The 15,984-nt window shown below is 41.3% G+C and carries 13 protein-coding genes, 1 tRNA gene and 1 riboswitch; of the genes, 7 read left to right on the top strand and 7 right to left on the bottom strand.

The window, feature by feature from the left end; genetic code table 11:
- Positions 1 to 44 precede the first annotated feature (44 nt).
- The 3 genes from WSWS_RS07980 to WSWS_RS07970 form a co-directional block, all read right to left on the bottom strand.
- Positions 45 to 1,160, bottom strand: a complete 1,116-nt coding sequence (locus WSWS_RS07980) for an AI-2E family transporter (protein ID WP_210726321.1) — start codon at positions 1,158 to 1,160, stop codon at positions 45 to 47.
- 105 nt (positions 1,161 to 1,265) lie between these two features.
- Positions 1,266 to 1,338 (bottom strand) — tRNA-Lys (locus tag WSWS_RS07975).
- Between the two features lie 85 nt (positions 1,339 to 1,423).
- Positions 1,424 to 1,945, bottom strand: coding sequence for a hypothetical protein (locus tag WSWS_RS07970; protein WP_070230762.1), 522 nt, complete (start codon positions 1,943 to 1,945; stop codon positions 1,424 to 1,426).
- Between the two features lie 187 nt (positions 1,946 to 2,132).
- On the opposite strand from WSWS_RS07970, the gene WSWS_RS07965 reads away from it, so the two are divergent.
- From WSWS_RS07965 to WSWS_RS07955, 3 genes are all read left to right on the top strand, one after another.
- A complete protein-coding gene (locus WSWS_RS07965; protein WP_070230761.1) occupies positions 2,133 to 3,422 on the top strand; it encodes an APC family permease in 1,290 nt (429 codons plus the stop codon).
- 120 nt (positions 3,423 to 3,542) lie between these two features.
- Positions 3,543 to 4,469 carry an NAD(P)-dependent oxidoreductase gene (locus WSWS_RS07960; protein ID WP_164699460.1) on the top strand — a complete coding sequence of 309 codons (927 nt, stop codon included), beginning with the start codon at positions 3,543 to 3,545 and terminating at the stop codon, positions 4,467 to 4,469.
- Between the two features lie 113 nt (positions 4,470 to 4,582).
- Positions 4,583 to 6,133 carry a GH25 family lysozyme gene (locus WSWS_RS07955; RefSeq protein ID WP_070230759.1) on the top strand — a complete coding sequence of 517 codons (1,551 nt, stop codon included), beginning with the start codon at positions 4,583 to 4,585 and terminating at the stop codon, positions 6,131 to 6,133.
- 79 nt (positions 6,134 to 6,212) lie between these two features.
- Here the strand turns inward: WSWS_RS07955 and WSWS_RS07950 are convergent, their stop codons facing one another.
- The gene (locus WSWS_RS07950; protein WP_070230758.1) at positions 6,213 to 6,800 is read right to left on the bottom strand and encodes a TetR/AcrR family transcriptional regulator; all 588 of its coding nucleotides are present in this window, start codon (positions 6,798 to 6,800) and stop codon (positions 6,213 to 6,215) included.
- A gap of 201 nt (positions 6,801 to 7,001) precedes the next feature.
- On the opposite strand from WSWS_RS07950, the gene WSWS_RS07945 reads away from it, so the two are divergent.
- Positions 7,002 to 7,865 carry an aldo/keto reductase gene (locus WSWS_RS07945; RefSeq protein WP_070230757.1) on the top strand — a complete coding sequence of 288 codons (864 nt, stop codon included), beginning with the start codon at positions 7,002 to 7,004 and terminating at the stop codon, positions 7,863 to 7,865.
- Between the two features lie 105 nt (positions 7,866 to 7,970).
- On the opposite strand, the gene WSWS_RS07940 is transcribed toward WSWS_RS07945, so the two are convergent.
- Positions 7,971 to 9,602 carry a peptide ABC transporter substrate-binding protein gene (locus WSWS_RS07940; RefSeq protein WP_114981357.1) on the bottom strand — a complete coding sequence of 544 codons (1,632 nt, stop codon included), beginning with the start codon at positions 9,600 to 9,602 and terminating at the stop codon, positions 7,971 to 7,973.
- Positions 9,603 to 9,991: 389 nt separating this feature from the next.
- Here WSWS_RS07940 and rlmD point away from each other — a divergent pair, with 389 nt between their 5' ends.
- Positions 9,992 to 11,452 (top strand): 23S rRNA (uracil(1939)-C(5))-methyltransferase RlmD, encoded by a 1,461-nt coding sequence (gene rlmD / locus WSWS_RS07935; RefSeq protein WP_070230756.1) that lies wholly within the window; start codon positions 9,992 to 9,994, stop codon positions 11,450 to 11,452.
- A 96-nt stretch (positions 11,453 to 11,548) separates the two neighbouring features.
- On the opposite strand, the gene WSWS_RS07930 is transcribed toward rlmD, so the two are convergent.
- Together WSWS_RS07930 and WSWS_RS07925 are read right to left on the bottom strand one after the other, a co-directional pair.
- Positions 11,549 to 12,088, bottom strand: a complete 540-nt coding sequence (locus WSWS_RS07930) for a DUF1643 domain-containing protein (RefSeq protein ID WP_070230755.1) — start codon at positions 12,086 to 12,088, stop codon at positions 11,549 to 11,551.
- 121 nt (positions 12,089 to 12,209) lie between these two features.
- Positions 12,210 to 13,100, bottom strand: coding sequence for an ArsR/SmtB family transcription factor (locus WSWS_RS07925; RefSeq protein WP_070230754.1), 891 nt, complete (start codon positions 13,098 to 13,100; stop codon positions 12,210 to 12,212).
- A gap of 209 nt (positions 13,101 to 13,309) precedes the next feature.
- On the opposite strand from WSWS_RS07925, the gene WSWS_RS07920 reads away from it, so the two are divergent.
- Both WSWS_RS07920 and WSWS_RS07915 read left to right on the top strand, forming a co-directional pair.
- Positions 13,310 to 14,290 carry a glycoside hydrolase family 43 protein gene (locus WSWS_RS07920; RefSeq protein ID WP_070230753.1) on the top strand — a complete coding sequence of 327 codons (981 nt, stop codon included), beginning with the start codon at positions 13,310 to 13,312 and terminating at the stop codon, positions 14,288 to 14,290.
- A 21-nt stretch (positions 14,291 to 14,311) separates the two neighbouring features.
- On the top strand, positions 14,312 to 15,550 hold the full coding sequence (locus WSWS_RS07915; RefSeq protein WP_070230752.1) for an oligosaccharide MFS transporter: 1,239 nt from the start codon (positions 14,312 to 14,314) through the stop codon (positions 15,548 to 15,550).
- 280 nt (positions 15,551 to 15,830) lie between these two features.
- Positions 15,831 to 15,927, top strand: a riboswitch (purine riboswitch).
- Positions 15,928 to 15,984 lie beyond the last annotated feature (57 nt).

Genomic DNA, 15,984 nt, shown 5'->3' with positions numbered 1-15,984 from the left:
AGCGCTAAGCCACTGTATTAAAACAGTGACTTAACGCTTTTTCTTTAGGATTCAAGCTCTTCAAGATCGCTCAAATGGAACAATTCCCAAGCATATACCACCAAGGTCCTGACAACCGCATACAGTGGAATAGCTAGAATCATACCCGGAATACCAGCAATATTACCAGCGGCTAACAAAATCACAATAATCGTCATTGGGTGAATGTTTAATGTCGCTCCGATAATTCGAGGATACAACAGATTACCATCGATTTGTTGTACAATCAGCACCACTACAACGACCCAGACAACTTGCCAGGTTGATTGCGTCAGCGCAACCATAATCGCAGGGACAATCCCAATATAGGGACCGACATATGGAATAATATTCGCAATTCCGGCTACAACTCCCAACAAGAGAGCATATTTTTCACCAATCAAGAAATAACCTACGGTGGTGAAAACGCCTACGAAAATCATTTCAATGACTTGACCAGTAATATAATGCGAAATCGTATCATTCAACCGGCCAAAAATATCACCCACACGGTCTTGCTTTAATTTTGGAAAGACTCGTTGCAAGAATGGTACGAGCCGCTTACCATCGGCTAGCATGTAAATTGTCATCACTGGCACCGTAATTGATGTGACGGTGATATTCATTACTGCCGCAATTAATGAACTCATGCCATTGGCCGTGCCCGATAGGAATGATTCGGCGAACTTTTCAAATTTTGATTGCCATGAAGTGGTATCGATGTGCGCATCTAATTGCTTAAATAGTGGTGTATCGGCCGTTGTTTGAATAAATTTCTGGGCTTCTTTAATTACGTCCGGAATAGCTGAAACAACATTCACTAACTGTGTGACCACACGAGGGACTAAATTAATACCCCCAACGACCAATAAAAATAGCGAAATAACCATAACAATAGTAATCGCAATCGTTCGTGACAACTTTTTTGTCTTAGTCAGTGGTACCTTCTCCAATAAGGTCACAATTGGATTCAAAAGATAGTACAGAAATCCCGAAATAACAATCGGAAGAAACACTGCACCGATGAACTGCCCGATTGGCTCAAGGATGAATTTTAACTGTGCCACTATTAAGATCAATAAAGCTAACGCCAGCAATTCCAATGTCCAATACAAGATTGGCTGCTGCGTGAGTTTTTTCATAATGATGTCCACACTTTCAAGGATATTTACTTTTAGTATAACTTATTTCCAAACCACTTGCTGGCACAAAAAAACACCTGACACAAAGCCAGGTGTTTTACGTAGTGGACAGTCAGGGGCTCGAACCCTGGACCCACGGATTAAGAGTCCGTTGCTCTACCAACTGAGCTAACTGTCCAACATGTTGCAACTCAACAACAGATAATATCATACCATCTACAGAATGAGATTGCAACATTTTTTTGATTTATTTTTCAGTATCCCTAATCGTCCAAATCAACCTGATGCCTCAACTTATCATAAGTATGCTTTTCATTATTCAAAAAATCATACACCCGCCGCACTTGTGGGGCAAACCACTCCATCGTAATATCCTGCGTGCCTTGCATGGTTTGAATTTCGAGTTTGCCCTTGATGAGACCTGTATCAGGATTAATGGTGTTAACCTGATCTAAGCTCATCCGCAATGAATCCAGATGAAAAGGACGCCAGCGCGCATAGTACAAAGTTCCAGAGTCACCCAAAGCAAAGGCATACCACTTGGCACGTCCCTTCGGTGCACCTTCCTCGGTCAAGCCACGCATCTTTGATAGAAAGGCGACCACAACTGTTTCCTCATCAGCTAACGATGCTTCAATATTATGAAAATGTTTCTTGGCAATCCAAGCCATGGGTTTCCATAATAATGGCCACCCAGCCACTTTATGCTCGCGAGCAAAAGCATACATCCCTGCAGCGGTTTTCATCTTACGTGTTTTTAATCGTCCTGTTCCTGCTGTAGCCATCGCTTCCTCCTCCGATACAATTACTTTTCATCTATTATATCAACTTTTGCGCCTGGATATGTCGAGATTGTTCACTGTGCAATAAACTTGATGAGTCCACACCTTGGCCTAATATTTGAAAAGGTTGAACGCTGGTGTTATGCTATTTACTCATGGTTTTTATAGAAACCATCAAGGAGGATTTGTTATGCATAATTCAACGGTTGAAAAACACAAATTTGGTTTATTCGCGTTGATTCTATTTGGAATTAACGGAATTATCGGTACCGGAATTTTTCTGCTACCGGGCCAAGTTTATCAACTAGTCGGTAATGCCGGTATTTTAGTCGCTATTTTAGACGCCTTATTGGTTTTAACGATTGCCCTTTCATTTGCCGAAGCCAGCTCACGTTTCCATGAAAACGGTGGCGCTTTCCTATACACCAAGTCAGCCTTTGGTGAATTCCCGGGTTACCTGGTTGGCTTTATGACCTATGTCATTCGTATTATTGCTTGGTCAGCTATGGTTGCCGGCTTAAGCACTGTCTTGGGTGTAACGTTTCCCGTGTTAGGATCAGCCCTTTGGCAAAAATTAATTCCGGTTATTTTGATTGTTGCGTTAACCATTCTAAATTTAGCTGGTGTGCAGTTTGTTAAGGTGGCTAATAGCATCGCCACCATTGCCAAGCTAATCCCACTGATTTTGTTCATCGCGATTGGTATTTTCTTCTTTAACACAGATAACCTCACCCCTCTCGTACCAGCACATACCACAGTGGCACACTTTGGTACCGCTGCTGTCACCCTCCTTTATGCATTTACTGGTTTTGAAACCATGACCATTGCGGCGGAAGATTATCGTAACCCTGCTAAGAACTTACCGCGGGCTTTGATTAGTGCTATCGTGATTGTTGCCATTATTTATGTCTCAATTATCACAATTACGAATAGTATTTTAGGTCAGGATCTGATCGGCCAACAGGCACCATTGCAGGTCGCCTTTGGTAAGATTGCTGGTAACCTGGGCATGAGCTTAATTGCGGCTGGTTCAATTATATCGATGCTGGGTATTGTGATTCACGCTTCATTCGAGTCACCACGTTCTGGCCAATCAATGGCGCAACAAGGTGCCCTACCAAAGCCATTAGCAACTTTAAATCATAACGGGGTTCCCGCTCGGGCCATTATTATCACAAGTATATTGACGTTACTACTGACGCTTTCTGGTCAGTTTGAAACCCTAGCCCAACTATCTGTTGTGGCACGTTTCGCGCAATATATTCCAACTATTTTGGCCGTAATCTATTTTCAATTAAGTAAAAAAGGACCTGCTGCTTCAATTAAGCTCCCTCTTGGTCCAGTGATTCCAATGATTGCTGTCGTCCTTAGTGTTTGGTTGTTAACGCAAGCCGAGCCAGCCTTGCTCCTCTTTGGTCTCTTTGGTCTGTTAGTAGCTGCTGCATCCTACTTTATTACCAAAGCCTTACTCAAAAAATAAATGATATGATGCGAATGGTTATACGATGCCGTTCGCATTTTTAATGCAAATATTGTTTAAATGTCGTAAAATGACGGTATGAAAATACTTACATTAACTAAGCTGCCAGAAGAACAAATAATGGCTCTAAATAGTGCCGGTTACGAGGTCATTCATGCAGCCATCCGCGATCTCTCTGATGCTGAACTCGTTGATATTGATATCATCTACGGTGTCGATGAGTTTTTGAACGACATTCTACTGCACATCCTTGAATTGCCAAATCACAAACTGAAGTGGCTGCAAGTCGTTTCAGCTGGCGTTAATTATCTACCATTGAAGGAGTTGCAAGCAGCTGGCGTTCAAGTTACTAACGCAAGCGGTGTTAAAGCCAAACCAATTGCGCAAACTGTGATGGCTTTCTTACTTAGTTTTGCTCGAGCCCTCAATACCTATGAACACATCCATACCTGGAATGAGCAAACTGATCAATACTTGATTGATGAATTGCATATTGCCGTTTTTGGAACTGGTAATATTGGTAAACAAGTTGCGACCTACCTCAACGCTTTTGGTGCCGATGTCATCGGCATTAGCCGCTCTGGTCGTACTAGCCCTGAGTTTATGGCCAATTACAAAATTGATGACGCCCCAGATGCGCTCGCCAAACATAAGATCGACGTAGTCATCAACACATTACCTGGCACTGATGAGACGCGTCACTACTTCGACGATGCTTTCTTCACTGCACAACCGCTCTTTGCTTTTATCAATGTCGGCCGTGGTTCAACGGTTGCGCAAAGAGATTTAATTACCGCTTTGCAAGATGGTCAGGTGCGCTTTGCTGGTCTCGATGTGACCTCACCAGAACCATTGCCCGATGATAATGCCCTCTGGACCTTTGAAAATGTCATCCTAACCCAACACACGAGTTGGGGTGAGCATGCAAATAAGGGGCGTCGTTTTGGTAAAACAGATTTATTCGATATCTTCTTTGCCAATGCACCCACGTTTATCACTAATCAAACATTAGTAAAAAACGCTGTCGATCTTACAAAAGGTTACTAGTTATTAAACGGTCACCCACTGGTGACCGTTTTTTATGTTTATTTAAGCCTCAGCAAATGTCTATCAACTATAATGATTTTATCTGAACATCGATTGAGTAGGGGGCACGTGCATTGACCAAAAAATTCATTCAAATATTTTTAGGATTAATGACTCTTTTAATCCTATCTGCGCTTCCCTATACCATTTACTCTTCTAACACTGCTGACGTAAAAACGGCTGGTACCAGTGGCTTACCCCGAACCGATGTCGTCGATCTTTCTTCACACAACGGTTCTGTCACCGAGAGTAATTTTACCATCATGAAAAATTACGGTGTTAGCAAAGTTATTGTGAAACTGACAGAAGGACAAACTTATGTAAACCCACTTGCCAGCAAGCAAATCATCAATGCGCGTGCTGCTGGTATGACGGTCGGCGTTTATGATTATACGCATTACGCTACCAAGCAAGAAGCCATTGCTGAAGCCACCAAGTTTGCAAAAGAAGTGGCTAACCTGGGCCTTGCAAAATCCACATTATTAATCAATGACCTAGAAGATGTTGACACCACTGCCTTAACGAATAAGACTGACACAGTCACTAGCTTAGCAACGGTTTATTATGAAACACTCAACAAGCTAGGCTACACAAACCAAGCCATTTATACTGGTTCAAATTATGTTTCAGAAAATGATCTAAATTTCTACTTCATTGGCAACAAGCGGGTTTGGATCGCTGAGTATCCAACGACTCCTTCAAGTTCCAATCTCTTACACCAACAATATGGCATGTGGCAATGGAGCTCAAAAGTTGAATTCCCAAAGATTTATCAAGCTGCCGATAATGATCAAGGCGGTGTCACCGCGGTATTTGATGCCTCAATTGATTATGGGCTCTTCACGGCAGCTAAAAAAACCTATCCGATTACAATTAAAATGGTCAACGCGAAAACAAATGCCGTACTTTCAACCACGACCAAATCATATTTAGCTGGTCAAGTGATCACGCTCCCAACTATCGCGGGCTATGCCACATCTACGTCAAATACGCTTAGTGCCCCTGCCCAAACTAAAACGTATACGGTCAAGTACACGCCAAACACTTATACCACCACTTATAAGTATGTTAATGCCAAAACTGGTAAAACCTTGAAGACAACAACTAGCAAATATTATGCAGGGCAACAAAATATCAAAACACCATTACCAGCTATCAAAAACTATACTGCACCCACTGCATCGACCTTCACCGCCGCTAATAAAAATATTACCCGCACCGTCAAATATGTACCCAAAGCCTATCAAATCACTTTGAAGTATATTGACAGTCAAACGGGTAAAATGATTAAGAAAACAACGACCTCAACGGCGTATTACCAAACACCCTTCAAAACGCCAATAGCGACGATTTCAGGTTATACAGCACCCAATGCAACAACGAATAACATGACAAAGAACACTACGTTGACGCTTAAGTACACGCCAAAAAAGTATCTCGTTACTGTTAAATACGTTAATGCCAAAACTGGCAAAACTATCAAGACGGCCATTAAGCAACAAGTCACTTATAACAAAACTTATCAGCCAAGTGTGCCCGCAATCAAAGGCTATACATCCCCAAAAACAACTGCCATTAAGGTGACCCATAATGTGACGCTGACGTTGAAATATGTCAAAAAGTAAATCACTAAAAAGGCGGTGCTGCGACCGATATGGTCGCAGCACCGCCTTTCATTTAGCTACCTTAGCGTTGCCAGGATGATTAATCATCCTTTTTAACATCCAAATCCAAGTTCTGTTGAATAATTGGTAACATCTCCAACCATGTAGATTCATAGAGCGTTTGGAAAAGATTATCATCCCATTTATCAGCAAAAAACGGGTGGTAGAAGTACGTAAATGCCAACATAATGGTCAAGCCACGTTGATGCTTAAAGGTATCCCAGCCCATAATTTTTTCAACCGATGCCGCAAATAGACGTAATCTCGGGTTCAACAAATCGTTTTGTTTGGCTAACATTTCCTCATAGTACGCCATCATCTCCGGATCGGCTGAAAATGCTTCTTGGCGAGCATATACCAAGGCATGTAACCAGTCATGGAGTGCGACCACCCGTTCTTGTTTGGGCGCCCGTATGGCATCTTCTAAGACTGGATTATCAACCTCATCCAACCATTGCCGTATCATCGAATCGAATAAATCATCCTTACTAGCAAAATGTTTATATAACGCGGCATGACTAATACCAAGTTGGCGAGCAACATCGGCCAGTCTAACTTTTTCAAAGCCTTTTTCGCGCAAAACGGTATGCGCTGCCACAAAGATTTCTTCAGTTGTAATTTTAGCCATCTGTTGACTCCTTTGGACAAACATTTCAAGACAAACTATACCACAATTCAATCTAGTGGAACGTGAAAATTATGATATTTGCCGTATAATTAGAGTACAAGTAAAAAGACGGCCAATCTTGGCATAATGTAGACGCATTTGCATACCCGTCCTAATTGGCTACAACAATCAGAGTGAATTATATCCTCAAGGAGGCTTTACATGGGAATTTCATCTTTAACTGATACGTATACACTGGCAAACGGTGTCGAGATTCCAGTCGTTGGGTTTGGTACCTGGCAAACTCCTGATGGCGACGTTGCTTATCAGAGCACCCTGGATGCGCTGGCCGCCGGCTACCGGCACATCGATACTGCTGCCATTTATGGTAACGAAGAATCAATCGGTCGCGCCATCAAGGACGCCAATATCGCTCGTCAGGATTTGTTTGTCACTTCAAAACTTTGGAATACTGAACACACTTACGACAAAGCGAAGCAAGCCCTCGAAGATAGTTTGGCACGTCTACAACTAGATTACCTAGATTTGTACCTCATTCACTGGCCAAATCCCTTACAATTCCGCCATGACTGGGAAAAAGCAAATGCGGAAACATGGCGCGCTATGGAAGAAGCCTATGCAGCCGGCAAAATTCGGGCGATTGGTATTTCAAACTTCCAGCCACATCACTTTGAAGCATTACTGAAGACCGCTAAAGTTGTGCCTATGGTTAATCAACTATATGTTAACCCGGCCGACCTAGAAGAAGATGCCGTGGCATTTAACAACGCCCACAATACACTGACTGAGGCTTATTCGCCCCTTGGTACTGGTAGCTTATTGGCAGTCCCTGAAATCGAAGCCATCGCTGCCAAGTACAACAAATCTACAGCTCAAGTGACGCTGCGTTGGTCATTACAACACGGTTTCTTGCCACTACCCAAGTCAACTCACAAAGAACGTATCATTGCAAATACTGAGCTATTTGACTTCGAACTTGCGCCTGAAGACGTTGCTGTCTTAGATGCACTGAGTGGCTCTGATCCCGCTAAACAACATACAGATGCCGACAAGACCCAATTTTGAACTGCACTGAAACACCTAATAAAAGCTTACTTGAAGCGCCTGCTGCAGTAAGTTACTAACCAAAAAGAGCGCGTCACCCAGATCTGGATGACGCGCTCTTTTATTTTATTTAGCCAGCTTATAGGCTTCCTTCAATTCATTACCATTCGATGCAATAATGGCACCCTTAACACTCTGACGCCACAAAACCGTGGCCGCTGCGTTATCCAGGGGAACCACACCAACATCTTCTTGGATGATCCGCTCAGCCTTGCCTAAATCCTTGAAGCGTTGCTTTGGATTTGTGACATCAGTCGTATTAGACAGCTTAATATACTTATCAAACGTCTTATTTGACCACTTACCAGTGTTAAAGTCACTACCCGTAATCTTCAATTGCAAGAAATTAATTGGGTCGTTAAAGTCCGCACCCCAACCGGTCAAGGCAATATCGAAATCACCCTTAGTCTGTAAATCACTGCGCGTTTGTTTTGGCACTGATTTCACATCAATCGTCAAGCCGGGTAAAGTGTCTTGCAACTGGGCTTGAATGAATTGGGCAACGTTTTTAGCGTCATCCGTATCATCCCCCAAAATAGTTAACTTCAATGTCTTAATGCCAACTTCTTTCAGTCCTTGCTGCCATTCTGTCTTTGCTAGCTTGGCATTATACTTGATATTACCAGTAACGTTACTCTTTGCGAAATCCTTACCTGTATTTGGATCGATCGACAAGCCAAGTGGTGTATACGTTTTCGCGGCCACAGCAGAACCCGTCAAAACCTTATTGACCAAATTCTTTCGATTAATTGCATGTGTAATCGCTAACCGAATCTTTTTATTCTTAAATGCCTTAACCTTAGAACGATTCAATTCAAGCCATTGCCCACGCGCACCGGCCAACTTCTTCAGGTTAGGGTTATTCTTAGTGGCTTTAATTTGCGCCGGTGATAATGGCGCATAGTCCAGCTTACCCGCCTTAAAGAGGTTATACCCCGTGTTGTAGTCTTTAATGACTTGAACATTAAACTTTGGCGTTTTGACATGTCCCTTATCCCAGTAGTTCTTATTCTTAACCAAGGTGTACTTCGTATTTGAACCATTCCAGCCCTTCAAAATAAATGGACCAGAAGAGAGTGCGTACTTGGCATTGGTACCGTAATGGCTGCCTGCCTTTTCAACAAAAGCTTGGTTCTGCGGTGCAAATCCTGGTGCCATCAGAATCATCGGTAATTGGGGCATAGGATTTTCCAGGGTTACCTTAAGTTCATAGTCACCAACGGCTGTAATACCCAACTTGCTGACATCCTTAACCTTACCGGCTTGAATGCTATCTGCATTCTTAATACCGCTATACAAGTAAGCATATTCAGCTGCTGTCTTAGGATTAATCGTCCGTTGCCAACCATAAACAAAGTCCTTGGCTGTCAATTTTTCACCGTTAGCCCATTTTAAATTATGCCGTAATTTAAAGGTCCACGTCAGGCCATCCTTAGAGACCTTAGCTGACTTAGCAGCCGCCAGTTCCGGATTACCTTTTTTACCTTCACGGTACAAGGCTTCTTGTGTCAGGTCCAACTCATGAAAAGATGGTGCATCCGTTGCTTTGGATGGATCGACCGTCGTTAAATCAGAATTTTCCATCCAATTAATCGATGCGTACTTGGCAGCATGGGTGCTGGGTTGTGCAATAGTAAAAGTCGCTAAAACGGCCACTGATGCTAACAAAACTTGTGTCTTATTCATATTCATATTCATATTCATATACCTCAATTATTCAATGTTAGATTTCTGTGAAATAACTACACAAAAAACAACATCGCCCAATAATTCGCCAGTGCCCAAACTGAACTGTATTTACATGATTAGCATTTACAAGCTACTTGAATACGCACAACCGTTCTCCCAACTTCATTAGTTTAATAAAATTAAGTTTAGCATATTACTTAGCTTGTGCAAGCAAGACATTTTCTAGCACTGTTACATGAGCCCACCATCACCAAAAGGCACCCGCCAGACTGGCTGTAAAATCATCGCACCACGACCATATCAGAAAAACTAAAATGTTGTACAAGCCTACTACAGTAGCATGTTACAATAAATATATTAAATATAAAGGAGCGACGGCAACGTCATTGTAGAACGAAATGGCTGATTACAAAGAACGCAATAAACGTCCCAATCGCAATGCAAATGTTTCACGTGGAACACGCCCTAATCAACACCAATCAAAACAAACTGATGGTGTGCAAGTTAAGATCGGCGACAAGTTATTAATTACTGTAAAACGGCTCGGTATTAACGGAGAAGGTATTGGTTATTATAAGCGTAAAATCACTTTTATTCCCGGTGCCCTACCTGATGAAGTAGTGGAAGTTGAAGTCACTAATTTCACACCTAAATTTATCGAAGCCGAGATCATTAAAATCAAAAAGAAGTCACCTGATCGGGTCGTCCCCGTTGATGACCAATCTGTCGGTGGCGTTGAATTAGCGCATCTAGCCTATCCTGCACAATTAGCATTTAAACAAGATATTATCCGCCAAGCACTCGAAAAGTATCAGCCCCGCGGGTATGAAAAAATTGATTTACGCCCAACCATTGGCATGGATCAACCCACGGGTTACCGGAATAAGGCGCAATTCCCAGTTCGCCAAATGAAGGACGGCTCGATTAATGTGGGCATGTATCGACGCAATTCACACTTTTTAGTCGACTTACCTAAAATCTCAACCCAACATCCAGCAACATTAAAGGTTGTGCGGACTGTCCGTGATAAATTGGCCGATATGGAAATGCCAATTTATGAAGAAAAACGCGATGCAGGTATCGTTAAAACGTTAATTGCACGTGTCAGTGAATTAACTGGGGATGTGCAGTTAACAATTGTTACCAACACTGAAAAATTACCTGGCGCTACCCAATTGATCCAACGTATTCATGCTGAGTTGCCTGAAGTTGTTTCGATTTCGCAAAACGTTAATCCTGGCCAGACATCCCTTATTTGGGGGGAAGACACCAAATTACTATGGGGGCAGGAATACATTACCGAAACTATCAATGGTAAAACATTCAAATTGTCCCCCCGGGCTTTTCTGCAGTTGAACCCTAAGCAAACACAACGTCTATACAGTGAAGCCATTGCTGCCTTGGATTTGGCACATGCTGATAAGCTAATCGATGCTTATGCCGGGGTTGGTACGATTGGCATATCGTTGGCGGATCAGGTTGATGAAGTGCGTGGAATGGATACCGTTCCTGATGCCGTTGATGATGCCAACGAAAATGCAGTCGACAACGGGGTCATGAATGCCGATTATTTCATCGGGGCCGCTGAGGATCTGATTCCCAAGTGGGCTGCTGAAGGTTGGATCGCCGATGCTCTCGTCGTTGACCCTCCTCGTACAGGCCTTGATGATGCCCTACGTAAAACGATCTTGGCCACTAAGCCAGAAAAGTTCGTCTATATTTCATGTAATGAATCAACCCTAGCCCGTGACTTGGTTGACTTAGTCAAAGTCTACGACGTTGACTATATTCAATCAATTGATATGTTCCCACAAACAGCACGCTGGGAAGGTATTGTAAAATTCACTAAGCGTAAATAATAGTTATTCGAAAAACCACTAGATTGTACTCCGATACAATCTAGTGGTTTTTTTTATAATATTTATTTTTTATTAGCTAAGTTAGCCCACAAGCATTTAAAAATCCAGATAAAATTTTTCAGCAATATCAATTTTGAGATAGAGTGGATGGCGCGGATTTCCGGACTTAGTTAAAGTTTTAAAGTAAAATACTTGAACATCTAATTCCTTTAATAACGCTAATAAAGCGTCCCGACCCTTAATCAACGCGTCAAATTTCAAATCACCCCAAGCACCCCAAACCTCTTTGATGTCATTTGCTACTAAATAGGTGCGCACAGTAGCTAAATTTTCTGCTAGTAGGTTTTCATCTAAGGCGTCCATGTTGGCGGCATCGGTCGCCCGTTCTGGATATGTGTTAATGACTGTCCAACCGTCATATCCCAGCTTTTCACTTGCTGCAATCACCCGATTCACTGTCCGATCACTTGTGGCATCACGGGCGGCTGAAGGATTCATGCCAATGGCAACGAGTGGATTTGATCCCTGCCGTCCTAACAAAAAACGATAAGGGGCATATGTGGTCGGTATCACGAAATTGGGCTGTTGTCCTTCTGGATAACGCACAATGATTTTAGTTACTTTTGATTCAGTCATCTTAATCTCCAACTTATGGCATTTTATGTGGTACTGCTACTAGAGTCATTATGCAGAAATAAGCATCCCTCTCGAGTTTAAATGGTGCTTATTGCAACTCTATTGTCGTCAGAATAGAGTTTTATTTATAAAATATTTTCATATTGATACCCTGATCGTGATTACCAAATCCCTTACCAAAAATGGTACACCCACCATCATTTTTAGCGGTCTCGTCCACAGACAATTTGAGCACGAAGGTTGCCTCACCATCAACAACATCTGCTAATTTTACATCTGAAAATGGTTTCCCATCTAAAAAGCATCCTTCATTAGTAATTCTAATGTTTTTTAAAATACCGTACTGATTCACATTATCAGGTACCCAATCGGGAGTGTAAACACCGCGTGTATCAGAAAAATCTCCCAAGCTGGTCCAGGTCCCTAACCTGACGTTATTCAAAAAGAACGTTATATCCGATGGCCAAACATTATTTGAAAATGGAAACTCAGAACCTAGTTCGAGCGAAAATTCCATCATTTCAATCTGCTTATCTTTTCCTGCATAGTTTGGCAATTGATATTCTAAAAATCCTTCATTCCACCAGATCATTCCTGCGTCAACTCTTTGAGGATCCATAAAATAGGCTGGTTCATCAACCTTACCAATATAGTCCATTTGGCCTGCTAATCCACAAGTAGGTTGAACCGAAAAATTAGTATAATGCCCAATTGGAATCTCTATCTCATAATGTTCTAACTCACTATAAACGTTAGTAGGAAAATGAATATTTATATTATCAACTTTGATTTGCGCCACCTTATTATGGCCTAACTTTTCAAAAGATATCAAATTAGCCTTATATAACTTATCCAAATGCATTAAAACGATCGTATTGCTTAATTTTAAGTTATTCGCAATCTCAGTCACCGTCATCTTATCCTTAGACAGCAATCTGATAATAGCTAATCTAACATCACTAGCTAATGCTTTGTAAACAATCAACGATTGTTCTTCAATACCAAGATCCATAACTATTCTCCATTTAACAATTTAAGAAACAAGAAAGTGTTTTATTTTTTTATCTAACACTAAATATACTCCTAAAAACAACATAAATGTTGTTTAAATTGAATTTAATTCAATAATATCAATATATTTATTGCAAATTTATAAAAAAAGCGTTTTAATAGACCTTGTGAAAGCGCTTTCAATCAAAATCAAATCAAAAGGAGTGTTTTATGCAACCCTCTATTTCATATCCTAACCCTTTGATTATCCAAAGGGCAGATCCTTACATTTACAAACATACCGATGGTTACTATTATTTTTCAGCATCTGTACCGTCATACAATCGGATAGAACTCAGGAGATCCAAAACTATTGCAGGATTAGCTCATGCCCTGCCGCGAACAATTTGGCGCAAACATGCTTCTGGTTCTGGCGAACAAAGTGAGCTTATCTGGGCACCTGAAATCCATTTTATTAACGACAAGTGGTACATCTACTATGCTGCAGCGAGCACGACCGACTTTGATCAAAATGGTATGTTCCAACACAGAATGTACGTCATTGAATGCGACAAGCCAGATCCTATGCGTAACGAAGATGATTGGGTCGAGAAAGGGCGAATCAAAACCCCTATGGATTCCTTCTCGCTAGATGCAACTACTTTTGAACATGATGACAAATTATACTATGTTTGGGCGCAAAAAGATCCTGATATTTTTGGCAATACAAACTTATACATTTCTGAAATGGAAAATCCATGGACCCTAAAAACCAATCCTGTACTACTATCCAAACCTGAATATAGTTGGGAGACACAGATCTTTGCCGTTAATGAGGGACCCGCTGTCCTACACAGAAATGGAAAATTCTTTTTAACCTATTCAGGTAGTGCGACAGACGAAAATTATTGCATAGGGATGTTAGTATCTGATGAAAATGCTGATTTATTAGATGAAAAATCTTGGCACAAACTTGATCATCCTGTCTTTACATCTAATACAAAAGATAATCTATTAGGGCCTGGCCACAATTCCTTCACTGTATCTGAAGATGGTACTGAGGACTTACTGGTTTACCACATCAGAAATTACTCTGACATTAAGGGTGACCCCCTCTATGACCCAAATAGACACACAATGGTGCAATCATTTTCATATGATGACAATGGCTATCCACAGTTCGGCCAGCCCGAACATTTCACAGTTAACTGATGAATAGGAGAAAACAGCGTAATGGAAAACTCAACCAAAAAGGGGATGTTCTGGTCATTCCCTGTCTCACACTTTTCATACTTCTTCATATGGGCCATCGTTTCTGGTTATTTGACACTCTGGTTGGAACAAGTTGCAAAATTAAATGGTAGCGAAGCCGGTATTGTCTTTTCAATGATGGCTGCTATGTCATTAGCTTTCCAACCATTATTTGGTTTTTTCTCAGACAGATTAGTCATGAAAAAAACCTTAGTCTTCATTATATTGGGCGTAGGTGTTCTGATCGGGCCCTACTTTGAATGGCTATTTATGCCGCTACTTGCCGCTACTAATCCTTTTGTTATTGCTGTCATTACCGGAATCTACCTATCGTTTGTGTTAAATGGCGGTGTTTCAGTTATTGAACAGTATATTCAACGTGCATCGATCACAAACAACTTTGAATTTGGGCACTCCAGAATTGGTGGTTCAATCGCCGGGGCTGTGGCTTCATTTTTAGGTGGTCGGTTATTCTTGATAAATCCCAATCTAATCTTTTGGGCTGCCACTGTAACCGCCATTGTTGCGTTGATAATGTTTGCGTTTTTTGACAAAATTAACACCGAAAATATTGACGAAGTTACTGACGTTACTGACCGAATCTCCATGGCCGACGTTCGGCACCTACTAAAATTGAAAAACTTTTGGATTCTCGGTATCTTCTATATGGGAGCTTCGGCACTATATGATGTGTTCGATCAACAATTCGTGATCTTCTTTCAAACGTTTTTCCCGTCTGTCTCTCATGCCACAACCGTATACTCTAATGTGGTGACGATTCAAATGATCATTGAAATAATCCTCATGATCCCAATGCCTTACATCATTAATAAAATTGGTGCACGGAATGGGCTAATCATTTATGGATTCATTACAGCCATTCGAATTATCGGTACGGCGTTAGCACCAAATTGGATCTTTATCGTCGTATTAAGGTTGCTGGCAGGATTTGAGATGCCATTAGTCCTAGTATCTATCATGAAATACATTAACGGGGCATTTGACAATAATTTATATGCCACCATTTATGCATTAGCTGCCAACTTCATGAAACAAATATCTGTTTTCATCTTTTCAGCATTAGCTGGGAACTTCTATGATTCTATTGGATTCCAGCACACTTACTTAATTATGGGTAGCATTGTCTTAGTTATTACAATAATAGCAGCGTTCTTTTTAGAAAAGGAACACAACGGCATTAATAATATGCAAACGAGATGATTTAACACAGCGTGATAAACATTCTGTTTTATCTCTAGCATAAATTAAAGCACAGAATACTCTAAGTATTCTGTGCTTTTTAACTATCCTTAGCCTTGTAACCGGGATCATCATGCTCAGTTGCTCGATTTATTTAGCATTACCTCGTTAAAAATTTAATCTCAGTAGGTACCGAAGGACATTCTCGTTACTTCGGTTTTTTGTATTGTCCACATGACTTTGGCTACTTCTCATCATCCTCTTATTGAAAAAGACCTGCGCTTAACGTAAGATAGATGAAAAGAAAACAATTGTATTTACAGATATATCGCTGGAGAATGGCCAGCAGTTTCTACCACGCCCCGAAAGTCGTGACTATCCGTGAATGGCTAACTGGTGTGTTTGCATACCTGCGAAGCATTTTTCACGGAACTATCGATTTGATAGGCCGTGAA

The sequence above is a fragment of the Weissella soli genome (genome assembly GCF_001761545.1).
GTDB lineage: Bacteria > Bacillota > Bacilli > Lactobacillales > Lactobacillaceae > Weissella > Weissella soli.
Note: the sequence above shows the minus strand (reverse complement) of the source record. Positions and strands in the feature narration are given on the sequence as shown.